The organism is Gardnerella sp. c10Ua_31 (assembly GCF_055700915.1).
Genome location: NZ_JANUYG010000002.1, coordinates 280,159 through 293,733, shown reverse-complemented (window position 1 = coordinate 293,733; position 13,575 = coordinate 280,159). Strand labels below are relative to the sequence as shown.

Sequence of the window (13,575 nt, the reverse complement as noted above, 5' to 3'; positions counted from 1 at the left end):
TTCCAGCGGCCAATTTAGGAAGGAACGCCATGAAGAGGCCCGAAAAGGAAGCGGTAGTTGCAGAGCTTACGGATTTGTTCCGTAACGCCGACGCTGTCTACCTTACCGAGTACCGCGGGCTTACAGTTCCGCAGATTTCTTCTCTGCGCGAAAAGCTAGGCCGCGATACTTCCTACTCTGTGGCTAAGAATACGCTTGCTCGCATTGCCGCTAAGGAAGCGGGCATTGAAGGTCTTGATGAGCTTCTTGCTGGCCCAACTGCAATCACCTTTGTAAAGGGCGATTTCATTGAGGCTGCTAAGACCTTGCGTGATTTTGCCAAAGAGAATAAGACCCTCGTCATCAAGGGCGGTTTCGCAGATGGAACCGTTTACGATGCCGAAGGCGCCAAGCAGCTGGCAGACCTCAAGTCTCGCCCAGAATTGCTTTCCGAGATGGCTGGCGCGCTCAAGGGCACCATGTCCAAGGCCGCCTACCTGTTCAACGCTTTGCCAACCAAGGCAGTGCGTACTATCGACGCTTTGCGCGAGAAGCAGGAAAAGGCCGCTTGATTCCCTTGCAGCTTGCTGCATGAGACCAAAAAATAATAAAAATGTTATGGCTCTAAGGCACAAGGTGTGTCTGGCCAAGTAAGAAAGGAAGCCATTATGGCTAAGCTCACTAGCGAAGAGCTTCTTGAAGCTTTCGGTGAAATGACCCTCGTCGAGCTTTCTGAGTTCGTCAAGGCCTTTGAAGAGAAGTTCGATGTTGAGGCTGCTGCTCCTGTAGCTGCTGTTGCTGCTGCTCCAGCCGCTGCCGCTGGCGCTGCTGAGGAAGAGAAGGACGAGTTTGACGTTGTTCTCGCTTCTGCAGGTGCTCAGAAGGTTGCCGTCATCAAGGCTGTTAAGGCTTTGACTGGCCTCGGCTTGAAGGAAGCTAAGGACATTGTTGACAATGCTCCAAAGCCAGTTCTCGAGAAGGCTAAGAAGGAAGATGCCGACAAGGCTAAGGCTGCTCTCGAAGAAGCCGGCGCAACTGTTGAACTTAAGTAGTTCTAGGCTCTTTTGTTAACGCGGGCGGCTGGCTGCTAGTGCAATTTGCTAATGCGCTAGTCGCGAATGCGTTTTGAATGCGGCAAGGTTTTCGTGGTTTTCACGGATTCCTTGCCGCATTTTGCGTTCCGACCTGCCTTTTCGCTTAGAGCGTAGCGCGAAAAGGTAATTCGGAGCGCTGAGCTTGCTTAAGGTTGAAAGCACAGTGTGCTTTCAACGCAAGCGAAGACGTGAGCGCAGCTAATCTGCGCGAACAACTACCTGCCTTGTAGTGCGTTTGTATCAAAAAACACCGAAATTCAGTACAATCGCACTACAGTTTTGCGTGTATGTGTAGTGTGTTTGTATGACGACACGCCGTATTTTAGGTACAATCGCACTACATCTTGTGTCACCAAATCGTCGCGGCAAAGTGGCATAATAGGAAAGCTTGTGACTGGAGGAGTAATCCGCTAGCACAGCACAGCAATATAAGTTGCGGGAGGATCCTTAAAACGGCTTAATATCAACGTTTTAGGGCGCCGATTTAACCGCTTCAAAAGAAAGAAGAACCATATTATGGCTCCAAAAAAGAAAGTCTCTGCGCTTATTAAGCTCGAGATTCAGGCTGGTAAAGCAAATCCAGCCCCACCACTGGGTCCTGCATTAGGCTCCCACGGCGTAAACATCATGGACTTCTGCAAGGCCTATAACGACCAGACGAAGGACAAGATGGGTCAGATCGTTCCAGTAGAAATTACTGTTTACGAAGATCGTTCCTTTACATTTATTCTTAAGACTCCACCAGCTGCTGCTTTGTTGCTTAAGGCTGCTGGCATTCCTAAGGGCACCGAGAACCCATTGACCCACAAGGTTGGCTCTGTAACTAAGGCTCAGGTGCGCGAAATCGCCGAAATCAAGATGCCAGATCTCTCTGCACGAGATGTTGAAGCTGGTATGAAGATTATCGCGGGCACTGCTCGCTCGATGGGTATTACCGTTACCGACTGAAAGTGAGTGGAAAAAATGGTGAAGCGTTCTAAGAAGTATCGTGAAGCGGCTGAGAAGATTGACCGCAACAACCTTTATACCCCAGCTGAGGCTATTGCTTTGCTTAAGAGCATGCCAAAGTACGCTTTTGACGAGTCTGCTGAGGCTGTTATGCGCCTTAATGTGGATCCTCGCAAGGCAGATCAGTTGGTTCGTGGCGTTGTAAACTTGCCTAATGGCACTGGTAAAACCGCTAAGGTTTTGGTGTTTGCTCGTGGCCCAAAGGCTACTGAGGCTCAAGAAGCTGGCGCAGACATTGTTGGCGATGACGAGCTTATCGAGAAGGTTGCCGGTGGCTTCCTTGACTTCGATGCCGTTGTTGCAACCCCAGACATGATGGGCAAGGTTGGTCGCCTTGGTCGTGTGCTTGGTCCTCGTAGCTTGATGCCAAATCCTAAGACTGGCACCGTTACAATGGATGTTGCAAAGGCTGTTGCCGATATTAAGGGCGGTAAGATTGAGTTCCGCGTTGATCGTCAGGGCAATCTTTCCTTCCTGTTTGGCAAGCTTTCCTTCGACGATAAGGCTCTTGAAGAGAACTTCAAGGCTGTTGCCGATGAGATTCGCCGCTTGAAGCCTACAACCATCAAGGGTCGTTACATCACTAAGGTAACGATTACCTCTACAATGGCTCCTGGCGTTCCAGTGGATATTGCAAGCATTGCTGCGTGATTTTAGCCAAGCATAGCTGAGTAATTTTTTAGCGCTGAAAATAGTGTGTTCTTTTTTAGAGCACATTGTTTTCGGCGCTTTTGCTTTAGAGCGCAGAATCGCGAATGCGCCCAATCGTAATCGCAGTTTGCAAAACGTATGCTTCTCGTGGATCGGTGGCGTCCCATCCTGTTGTTTGCGCAACTTTGCGCAAGCGGTATCGTATTGTGTTTGGATGCACGTTAAGATTGTGCGAAGTTTGATCCAGCGCGCCGCCAAATCGCAAGAAAGCGTCTACTGTTTGCAAAGTCGGGTCATCTGGGTTGTACGGCGCCAAGCTTTGATACACCTTGGTGTACAAGGTTTCTACGGCAGTTTCGTCGCCTATAAGTGCGCGCTCTGGAAGAACGTCGTCGCAGCGGATTATTTGCGGTAAATGCGTTACAGATGGCGCAACGGCAAGCGCTGCTAGGGTTGCTGTGATTTCTTTGCATATTTTTTGCGCGCCGACTACAACTTCGCTTATGCAAACGGGTTTTCCCGACTTTGCAAACACTTCGCACATCTTGTTTAATGCTGTTGGATTTGGGTTTTCTCTTAGCGCAAGAATGATTATGTGCGAAGGCGCTGCATCTTTGCGCGAGACGCTTTCTTGCGATTTTCCGCCGATTTTCCACGTTTTTGCACGCGCGCTAATGGCGTCTAGCTGCACTCTGTCAACTATTGCATCGTATGCGCCGCATGCGCCAAGTTGCGTCCATATTGCGCGTCTTAAAGAGTCTGTGTTGTTCTGCGCCGCATGCGCGCCTGCGTTTTGCGGTGTTGGATTTGGGTTGTCGTCGTTTGAGTTCAATTCCGTTTTATACGTGCCTGCAATCGCCACGAATCGCGTATTTTCTTGCCATTGCAAGAGGTGCATTAGCGCGCTTACGCGACTATCTGCAATGCCGTTCATAAGGCACGTTCCGATTAGCGCGTGCAATCGCAAGCGCGTTGCCGCGTCAAAAATTTTGCCGTCTCGAATGTCAAAAATTCCGAGTGCATCTTCGCTTTTTGGAGCGCATGGCATTGGCGTAAAGTTTGGTGTGGAACTTGGTGTAAAGCCTTGTGCGCTAGATTCTTCGGCAGATTCGCATGCTTCACTGCGTTCGTCATCTGGCTTTACGCTTGTAAGAATTGTAAGAAAGTCAGCGTTTTCGTCCATTCACTCCCTCAATTCTTGTGCGAATCCTCGTGTGTCTTGTAGTGTGTATTGTTGTGCTAATCCTCGCGCGTACTATCATTCACCAAATCGCAATTTATTTTATCACTTTGACGGCATGTGTTATCGCACGTATTACGGCATGAGCTGCAAGCGCTATCCCTTATAAACATTAGAACCGTAAAGAAGAACACAAACGCAATCGGCAGCATGTGTCGCTCAAAATTGTTTGCAGGAGCTAGCACCATTACGCCCATCAAAAGCGCAAGAGGCGCGTGCAAAACCAGCGTTTTCCACCTGCGCAATGCTATTTCGGCAACGCCAATCAGCAGCGTTGCAACAACATACAAGTTTCCGTGAATAATCCACCCAAGAATCGGCGTATTACTCCACGATTCGGCGCTGCTCGATACAGTGCCACGCCACTCTGGCAGCCAGTAGCGAATCCACTCGGAATTCTTTATATTCTCGGTGTTTACGTAGTATTCTGGTCCAACATAAGGCACGTCTAGAATGTCGAAGTAGCCGTACGACTTTGCTAGCAGCGCATCCGTTGCAACAATCGGGCTGTGTGTAATCATAAGCAACCATGCGTGGTTAAACTTTTTCATGTCGTCTTTTGTAATATAACGCCAACGGTAGCTCACTTTTTTAGACTGCAAGCCAGAAGATTTTACAGGATCCGCGTCTTGAGGAGTGTACGCTTCTGCAGTTTGACTAAGATTAAAAATTGGCGATATTGCGCGCTTTGCTGCATGCGGTATGCTTTTTGGATCTAGCTTTGCGATTCTTGCGATTTGCTGAAGTTGCACTCCGCGGCTTTCGATTGGGTCGCCATTTATAATCGCGCCGCTAGAAATGGCAAGCATAATTGCGCCGTGTATAAGAATTGTTGGGAGCAGAATGCATAAAACCCATATTTTCCAACGTTTTCTGTTAGATATAATCAGCAACACAAATTGAATCGCAAGAATGTACCACGCGTATTTTGCGGCAATTAGCATAATGCACACGCTGATTATTAATTCGACGATTGTGTGTGCGGCTGGTTTTTGCTTGAATTCCAGGCGATTAAGCTCGTACATTATTCCAAACCACCACACAAATGCAAACGCGAACAGTGGCGATTTTGTAAGCGAAATCGTTGAAAACACTACAAGTGGGCTGAATAAAAATGTGATTATTACTGCTGCGCGCAAGGCGATTGGTGTTGATGCGATTGGTGTTGATGTGCATACAGCTTGCGATTCGCTTGTTTTACCCTTAGCCCACGGCGTGTTTAAGAATCGGTTTGCGGTTGCAGCGCAACAAAATGCCGCGAGCACAAATTGCATAACGGCAAGAAGCACGATTCCTGCATCGTTCGATTCGGTAAAATAGCGCGAGACTGCGGCTGTAGCTCCGTAGATAAGCGTTAAAACAATGTTGTGCTGGTCGCTTAAATACGTAGGTTTTGCAGGCCAAAGATAGTGTGCTGTTGGGTAAATGTCTGCTGGAACAAAGCTAAAGAATCCAATGTATGGCTGTTTTAAGCCAGTAACTTGATTCCACGCCCAGCTGTATTCGCGGATTTGCGAGCAAATGTCGGCTCCGTAGGCAGCGAGTAGTGTTACGGGCGCCCACAGCCAGCCGATAATCAGCGTTAGGAAAATGTTTCGTTTTCGGCAGGTTGAGCGGTAAAAACACCACTTTGCAGCGCGTTTTGCGTTAAAAAATGCGGTGCGTAGGGTTGTTGCGATTTTTGATTTCGATTGTTTTGGCTGTGATTTTTCTGGCGATAATTCTGCTTGTGATGATTTTTCTTGCGATGCTTTTGCGCGTATAAATCTTGCGATTTTTGGCATAACTTCGTTTTTGCCAAAATAAATAAGAACCCTCAAAATTGCGTAATATGCGCAAAATGCGATTACAAAAATCAGCGCATTTAGCCAATTAAAATCTGTTAAACACCCTTGAGCGCGGTAGATTACACCAAGACTTGTGCAGGTTGCAAGGAAGATGCATGTAAAAACGATTAGCGAGTTTGCGGCGATTTTGCTTGCCGCTTTTGTGCTCGTGTTAATGCGTTTCATGTTCCACCTATACATCTATACACTCGTGTTTTACTTGCACTCTAATTATACCCGCTATAATCGCTTGCGCTCCAATCTGCCTTTTCGCGCTACGCTTTAAGCGAAAAGGCAGGTTGTCGCGCGAATCGCACTTGATGTTTTCATAGGGGGGGGGGTATATTATTAATGGCTTATGATAAGTGCCCATTTACTGGCCGTAGTTAGCAGATGATTATTTAATCTGTAAGTTTTGCAGTTTGCTTTGCAAGCTTAGTAAATACGCGGAGAGGGAGGTGTGCCGATGCGTAATTTACATTGCGGTGGCCATTTCCTTCGATTATTGCGCTCAATTTGCGCTAAAGCAGCGTGCGCTCGCCGTGCGATTGTTGCGCTTTTTGTTGTTGTTGCTACTATTCTTGCTACTTTTATGATTGCTCCGACTTATGCTTTAAGCGCTGGCGAAGGTGCTGGTGAGAAAGTTAGCGCTGAGAAGGTTGTTGATGCGCAGTCTGGTTCTGCTAAGAGTGAGGGAGAGAATAAGCAGCAGCCTAATCAAAGTGAATCTAATAGTACTGAGATTAATCAAGGCAATAATACTGGCTCTTCTAGTAGTTTAAAGAAGAATGATGGTGAGCTAAAGTCTGTTGAAAAGCAGCAGCCTGATAGTAACAATGGTGTTGATAAGGCTAAGGCTGAAAAGTTTGCAGATGAGACTGATGCAAAGCAAAAAGCTGAAGGTGCAAAGAAGGAATTCGCCTCTAAGGAAACTGCTCACAGAATGAACAGAAGTGCGAAGGAAGAGCCTCAGTTTCCAAAAGAGTGCATGGATAAAGGGAAAAATACCTTATCTTCATGTTATAAGATTGACTACTATAATAGTCGGTCTATTGTTAAAAGTAGTAATCCTATTGGAGTAGAACGTGGTAGGTCTATAACTATTACTCCAGAATTCAAATTCAGGTTTGGTAAAAAACAAAAAACCACTGTGCCAGAAGGCGTGTGGTTTAAGTTAGAACAAGATGGTGAAGATCCTGTACCAAGTTGGGTGAATTTTGAAAAAACAGAAAATGGTAAAACTATCCCAGTTCAGAATACTGAAAATCAAAAAGGCTTTAACGGTTCTGTTACATTGCACCCAGGCAAATGGGATCGCGGTAGTCATAAATTCAAAATTGGCATATACCACCCTGCTGATACTAAAGGTAAAAAAATTTATGTAAATGTAAAAATTGCCAGATCTGTTAGTGGTGATTTAACACTTAATGTTTACAATCATGAGGATTCTGATTCAACGCGTTCAGAAATAAACGATAAAACTGGAATAACTTTTGAATCAGGCGAAGATGGCAAATATAGCGAAATTACACCTATCTTTATTGATTCTCAATCCAAAAAAGAGCCTGGTTTTATTTATCACCATATGATTTGCCATAAAGATGGTAGTGATGGTAGTGGTGATTCTAATGAAAATTACACGGTAGATAAAGTTAACGGCTTGAGCTTAAGCGCTAAAAATAGCAACTCAGGCATACAGACTCAGTTCAAGCATGTGGAAAATAATAAGCCTTCAACTGGTGCAGATGCTTACGCTGTGTATGAAAAAGGGGATGACAGTATTACTGAGCGTTCCCAAAGCTGGATTACTGGCAAGCCGCAGGCACAAAGTGATGGAACTTTTGAGTGCAAAGTGTTTGCTGTTAAGGATACTAAGTTAATTCACATCAGGAATCAATACGTACCTAAGGAAGTAAAAGATTCTTCGGTGTCAGACGAATTCAGCAGTAAAATTAAAGATAAAAAATCTATTGCGCAATTGTTTGCTAATCCAGAAAGCAATATGGTTGATAGTAGTTTGTGGACTAATAGCAACGATATTACAAAAACCATCGACTGGGATTATAAGACCATTAAGATTGTTTTTAAGTCGAAGAAAAAGAAGCAGCTTGAGGTTAAAGATGGAGATCTTAAGCTGAACGTGTATCCGTTTAAGAGCAATGATTATGGCTCTGGTGGTGCTTCTTCGGCGTTGGCGGATGGCGACACTGTTTCTGTTATGAAGGGAATAGAGCTTAAGCCGTTTATTGAAGCTACGTCTAAGGCGGATTCCACAAAACAAATTAAGCTTAAAATGTTGTGCTCGAAGGGTGAGAAGCCGCAAAAAACTAACGCAGGCGCTGCAGGCGGCGCAAGTAACGCATCCAAAACAGGCGCTGCAGATTTTGAGTATACAAAATGGGTAGATCCAAGCAGCCTTGGCTTTAATTTCCCAGATAGTGATAGTCAAACTAAGTGTACTTCAAACGAAGGCGAGCAGTCTTGCACTCCTGATGGAGCTACTACCAAGTTTGCGGCTAGGACTTACGCTAGCGCTACGTTTAAGTCAACGGAAGCTGGCGATTATAAATGCGTTGTGTATGCGCTTAAAAAACCAGATGCGCTTAATAAGTTCAATGACGAAGCAACTAAAACAGACGTAACGCCAGAGAAAATATCTACCTCTTTTAAGGGTGCGAATCTAACAGCCAACAAAGACTTTGCGCAGTTAGCTTTTAAAATTCACGTGCCAGAAGATTTCACTCTGCCGCACACGGGCGGTCAGAATTGGAACTTGCAGCTGGGTGCTGTAGCTGCCGTAATGGTGAGCGTGCTTGCCGCAGGATTTGTTATAAGTCAAAGTGAAGCATGCAGAAAGCTACTTTACGAAAGGCGGCGATGCTAATGTGAAAGCTGCCTACGTAATCAAGTTGTGCGCGCGTATTAGTGCAGTGCGCGTAGCAAAAATAAAAACATAATTAGATTAACTAAACCAAGATATTTCAACAAGATATTCCAGGTAGTCAAAAAACAAAACAAACACACAAACACAAACAAGTATCGAGTAAGTACGTAAACAAGTGCTAAATCGGTACTCAAACAAACACACAGTAACAAACACAAAAACAAAACAACTTAACTCAACTGCTTTTAGAAGCATAGAGTAAAGGAGATAATATGAATAAACTAACAAAAAAGTGCGTTGCGGCGATTGCGTCGCTCGCGATGGCTGGCACGCTGTGCGTTGCTGGCGCTGTGACTATGGCCAGCGTTGCGTGGGGTGTTCCACATCCTGGGGTGCCCCAACCACATGCCGATAACTCTCCGTGGGGTACGAAACAAGATAAAACAGGTACATTAACGATTAACAAGTTTAAGTACGCAGATACTGTAGATGGCGAGGGTCACCACAAGGGCGCTGCTCTTACTGGCGCAACGTTTACTCTTAAAAAGGTTACCAAGATTGATAACGTTGATCTTAAATACGATGAGTTTAGCACTTGGTCCAAGATTGCTGGCATAGTCGGTGCGCTGAATCGTGGTGATGAGGCTAGCGCAAATCTTACATTTGACGATAATACAAGTCCTACGTCTACTGTAAGTGAAAACGTTACAACTTTCTCAAAACTCCCAGAGGGCTTGTACAAGGTTGTTGAAACGCCTCCTGCAGGCTATGGTGCTGCGGATATGACCGAGTTCTACATAACAATGCCTTTGATTGAGACGAAGGTTGAGAATGGCGCTACGACCACCACTTACAACTGGAATCCAACAATCAACCCAAAGAACAAGGATATTTCTAAGACGTTTACCAAGAAGCTAGACGACGGTAAAGATCACAACTCTGTTCTTGCAAAAGATAAGACGCTTTACTACACGATTAGCGCTTCTGTAAACCGTACCAAGTCTGGCACTTTGAGCGCAGATGATCTTAATGGATTTGCTGTGTTTGATGATTTTCCTACTGCTGCATTTGCGTCACCAACGGATGCCAGCAGCGCTGTTGAGTCTGTGAAGATTGGCGATGGTGATAGTGCTACTGAACTAACTAAGAATACTGACTACAACGTTTCTATCGTGAAAGCTAGCTCTGAAGCCGACGGCAAGAATCTTGAATCTGGTCGAAATCGCATCTTAGTTAAGTTCACCGACGCTGGTTTGAAGAAAATTGCTGAAAAGCTGAATGACGTTACCAACGGCCAAGACCCTAAGGTAAACGTTGCTATTAAGCTCGATCTTAGTGATACTTACCAGAACGGTAATGCTCCTACCGACACAACTTCAACAGAGACAAATGGCAAGAACGAAGTCGTAAATAAGTCTGGTTACTTCCAAGCAAGTCCTAAGGGCACGCCAAATCCAGACCCAATCGTGTCTGGAGATGATGACGGCGGTACTTCTAAAGTCAAGTATGGCTGGTTCGACGTGTTCAAGTACGATGCTGCAGACGAAGGCAAGAAAGATAGGACTGGCCTTTCTGGTGCTGAGTTCAGACTTTTCAACACTGAAGAGAAAGCGAACGCTTGCGCTGAGAAACTTGTCGACGCAAGTAAGACTGCAGATAATATCGCCGAATGCAAAGCTGGTTCTTCTACGTTTAAGGGCGAAGAGGCTACAACTCAAGAAACTACTGGTAAATTGAAGGCGGCTGTTAAGGTTCAAGCTGGCACAAACATTTACCTTGTTGAGGTTAAAGCTCCAAATGACTACATTCGTTTGCCAGAAGTTAAGGCTGTGAATGTAGAAGAAGGCAAGCTCAAGATTGTTGACTTCTCTAACACAAAGAAGAACACATTTGGTACATGGTTCAACCTTCCTGCAACTGGTGCTACTGGCGTGATTATTTTCGCGCTTGCTGGCATGGGCTCGATTGCAGCAAGCGTGTTCCTCTACATGCGCAATCGCAAGGAAGAGGAGCAGGCAAAAGCCTGATGCGCTTTTGCAAAGTAGCTGCTTCAGTAATCTAGTAGTCTAAAAGTAAAGTGTGTGAGTCTAGGGTTTGTATGTAAGCCCTAGACTCGCGCATATTTGCGCTTTTGCTGCTTTTTGTTCAATATTCTGTTCATTTTTTGTAGTGCGTTTGTATTTGATTTCGGTGTTTTTTGGTACAAACGCACTACAAGGCAGGTCGTGCCGTTCGCGCGGTCTGAGCGCGCGAACGTCTTCGCCGCGCAGAAGCAATGCTTCTGCTCTAAGCGGCTCAGCGAATCGAAGTGCATTCGCGCGCTACGCTTTAAGCGCTCATGCAAGTCGATTCGCATTGGAGGAGGAATGAAGGCTAAGAAAAAGAAAAGCCCTTTGCATCGAGCGCTAGAGCCAGTTGTCTTGGCAGTCGCCGCAATCCTATGTTTTACGTACCCAGTGGCATCTACTCTTTGGAACAATCACGCTTCGAAGCAGCTCTCTGCAATTTACGACAAGCTTAGTCGCGAGCAGCCTAAAGACGCGCGTGCGATTAGCTTAGAAAAGGCTCGCAAGTATAACGCGCATCGCAGCGCGATTTTTACGGCGGATCCGTATAACGGAACGGAAGATTTTAAGAAAACACCCGAGTATAAAAAGTACAGTAGCGTGCTGGATGAACCAATGGGCATTATGGGAATCGTAAAAATCCCAAAGATTGGTGTAAAACTTCCTATTTATCACGGCAGTTCGCAGGATGTTTTAGCGTATGGCGCTGGTCATTTGTACGGCACGGATTTACCAGTGGGCGGCAAAAATAGGCATTCTGTTATTACTGCGCACACGGGTTTGCCGCATGCGACTATGTTTGACGACTTAATCTACCTTAAAAAAGGCGATTTTTTCTATTTGGATATTCAAGGCGAGACGCTGCGATACAAGGTGTTTCGCATTAGCGTTGTAGAACCTAACGACATCAGTTTGTTGCAGCGCGAGAAGGGTCGCGATTTGGTGACTTTGCTCACTTGCACGCCGTATGGTGTTAATACGCAAAGGCTGCTGGTAACGGGGTATCGCGTGTTGCCAGATCTTGTTAAGGCTCCAGATGACAAGCTGCAGTGGCCTCTTTGGATGACGCTGTTTGTTATTGCGCTTGTTGGGTGCGCGGTGATTCTTGCGACTATGGTTGTTGCGGATGTTAAAAGAAAGCGCGGCAGGTTTGATTTGCACGCTAAGCATTTGATTAGCATTTAGCGCAATATACACAAAGCATGACACAATAGTGTGTAGTGTGTTTTTTGAAGGGAGCAGGTTCCGTGAGTGTTCAACAAACCTTGCAGCGCTGGATGATTACGGTAGGTGGAGTGGAGCAGGCACGCGTTGGTGCGGGTCGGTCTGTAGAAATTGGCAGGAAGCCTATACGCCCTTTGCGTGAAGATGGTTTTATGCGTGTAGACGTTGTAGACAATAAGCGCTCTATGTCTAAAAGGCACGCGCTTTTTATTGTTGATGCGAGCGGCGCTGCTACTATTCGCGATTTAAACTCTACAAACGGAACTTACTTGGTTAGCGAAAGCGGTGATTTGCTGCGACTAGACCCAGGCGTTGATTTTCACATGCCAGACAGCATTGTTCGCATGCAATTTGGCGACGTTCCAGTTGATTTTGTGCGCATTGAAGAAAAGGCGCCGCAGGGAAGTGATGCGGGTGCGCAGCCAGTGCGCGATTTGTTCTCTTATGCTCCAGATAATGATATTAAGGAGCCAGATGCGGCGGATTTGTCGGTAGATGATATTCTTGACATTCGCGCGGGGGAGCCAACGGGAGTGTTCCATGCGCAGTCGGTTTCGCGGCCTGATTTGGTTTGGGATAGTCAAAAGCGGCTTAATGATGCTGCTGCGGCGGATGACCTTGGTAGTGCTTCGGCGGCGGATGCTGGTGCGGATGCGGATGATAATGCGGATAATAATTCTGCTGTAACTTCTGCTGAGCCTTCAAGTGTTGCGCCTTTAAGTGTTGCGGATGTTGCAAGCGTTCTAGATGTTGCAAGCGTTGCAGAAAGCGTTGCAGAGCAAATTAAGCCTGTTATTGCAGGTCAGGTTGTTTTGCCTGTTGTTCGAGATGAGTTTGAATCGCCTGTGGAACCGCGCAATTTATTTGACGATGCTGCAAATAACGATGTATCTAGTAACGATGTTGCTAGTAATGATGTATCTAGTAACGATGTTGCTAGTAATGATGTTGATAGTAACAATGATGCTAGTAACGATGCTGCTACTAACGATTCTGTAGATAATGATGTATCTACTAACGATGCTGTTACTAACAATGATGCTACTAACGATGATGCTAGCGATGTAAGCAATTCTAGCAATGTAAGTGACGCTAACAACATAAGCGATGTAAGCGCTACAATCGCAAGCGATTCCGCGCAATTTACACCAGCTTTTGAGCCAGGATCCGTGTTTGAAAAAGTTTCAAATGGCGAATTTAGCGCTCGCAAAGAAGTGGTTTCCGCTGGAGGATTTACATCGGAAGAAGCGCAAAAAACAGACGATTTTGCCGAGCAATTTGAGATGGCAAAGTACCAAGAGTTGCTGCCATTCTTGGCAATGAACACAAATTTGTACGACGATTTGTATGCGTGGCTTTCGGCGCAGGGGAACGCAGACGTGGATCAAGCGTTGGCGCAAAATAGCGGATACAGCGCGTATCGCAATGCAATCGGCTTGTAAACAAGGGAGTTGAGTAGTATGAGCGATAATCAAAATGACTTTATGCACAGCCAGCAAGGCCAGGCAAGTCAGTTAAGCCAGCAAAATCAGCAAAATCTTTCAGATAAGACAGATAAGTCAGACCAGCCAGACCAGGCTGCATCACGCCAATCTGCACAATC

10 protein-coding genes are annotated in these 13,575 nt (G+C 45.9%); 8 read left to right on the top strand and 2 right to left on the bottom strand.

Going from position 1 to position 13,575, the window contains the following annotated elements:
• The first annotated feature begins 29 nt into the window (after positions 1-29).
• The 4 genes from rplJ to rplA all read left to right on the top strand — a co-directional run bounded on the left by rplJ (position 30) and on the right by rplA (position 2,732).
• Positions 30-551, top strand: coding sequence for a 50S ribosomal protein L10 (gene rplJ, locus NYP55_RS03750; protein WP_004112001.1), 522 nt, complete (start codon positions 30-32; stop codon positions 549-551).
• A gap of 96 nt (positions 552-647) precedes the next feature.
• Positions 648-1,031 (top strand): 50S ribosomal protein L7/L12, encoded by a 384-nt coding sequence (rplL, locus tag NYP55_RS03745; protein ID WP_004112006.1) that lies wholly within the window; start codon positions 648-650, stop codon positions 1,029-1,031.
• 558 nt (positions 1,032-1,589) lie between these two features.
• Positions 1,590-2,021: a 50S ribosomal protein L11 gene (rplK, locus tag NYP55_RS03740; protein WP_004112010.1), complete on the top strand. Its 432-nt coding sequence runs from the start codon at positions 1,590-1,592 to the stop codon at positions 2,019-2,021.
• 15 nt (positions 2,022-2,036) lie between these two features.
• Positions 2,037-2,732 (top strand): 50S ribosomal protein L1, encoded by a 696-nt coding sequence (gene rplA, locus NYP55_RS03735; protein WP_115794021.1) that lies wholly within the window; start codon positions 2,037-2,039, stop codon positions 2,730-2,732.
• 85 nt (positions 2,733-2,817) lie between these two features.
• Here rplA and NYP55_RS03730 read toward each other — a convergent pair whose 3' ends face one another.
• The gene (locus tag NYP55_RS03730) at positions 2,818-3,915 is read right to left on the bottom strand and encodes a helix-turn-helix domain-containing protein (protein ID WP_248901387.1); all 1,098 of its coding nucleotides are present in this window, start codon (positions 3,913-3,915) and stop codon (positions 2,818-2,820) included.
• A 56-nt stretch (positions 3,916-3,971) separates the two neighbouring features.
• The gene (locus tag NYP55_RS03725; protein ID WP_472781586.1) at positions 3,972-5,984 is read right to left on the bottom strand and encodes a DUF6020 family protein; all 2,013 of its coding nucleotides are present in this window, start codon (positions 5,982-5,984) and stop codon (positions 3,972-3,974) included.
• A gap of 280 nt (positions 5,985-6,264) precedes the next feature.
• Between NYP55_RS03725 and NYP55_RS03720 the strand changes: the two genes are divergently transcribed.
• The 4 genes from NYP55_RS03720 to NYP55_RS03705 all read left to right on the top strand — a co-directional run bounded on the left by NYP55_RS03720 (position 6,265) and on the right by NYP55_RS03705 (position 13,414).
• Complete coding sequence (locus NYP55_RS03720) at positions 6,265-8,682, top strand: hypothetical protein (protein ID WP_472781585.1); 2,418 nt, start codon at positions 6,265-6,267, stop codon at positions 8,680-8,682.
• Positions 8,683-8,954: 272 nt separating this feature from the next.
• Positions 8,955-10,709 (top strand): SpaH/EbpB family LPXTG-anchored major pilin, encoded by a 1,755-nt coding sequence (locus NYP55_RS03715; RefSeq protein ID WP_472781584.1) that lies wholly within the window; start codon positions 8,955-8,957, stop codon positions 10,707-10,709.
• A 339-nt stretch (positions 10,710-11,048) separates the two neighbouring features.
• Complete coding sequence (locus NYP55_RS03710) at positions 11,049-11,933, top strand: class C sortase (RefSeq protein ID WP_102704769.1); 885 nt, start codon at positions 11,049-11,051, stop codon at positions 11,931-11,933.
• A 62-nt stretch (positions 11,934-11,995) separates the two neighbouring features.
• Positions 11,996-13,414 (top strand): FHA domain-containing protein, encoded by a 1,419-nt coding sequence (locus NYP55_RS03705; protein WP_472781583.1) that lies wholly within the window; start codon positions 11,996-11,998, stop codon positions 13,412-13,414.
• The last annotated feature ends 161 nt before the right edge of the window (positions 13,415-13,575 follow it).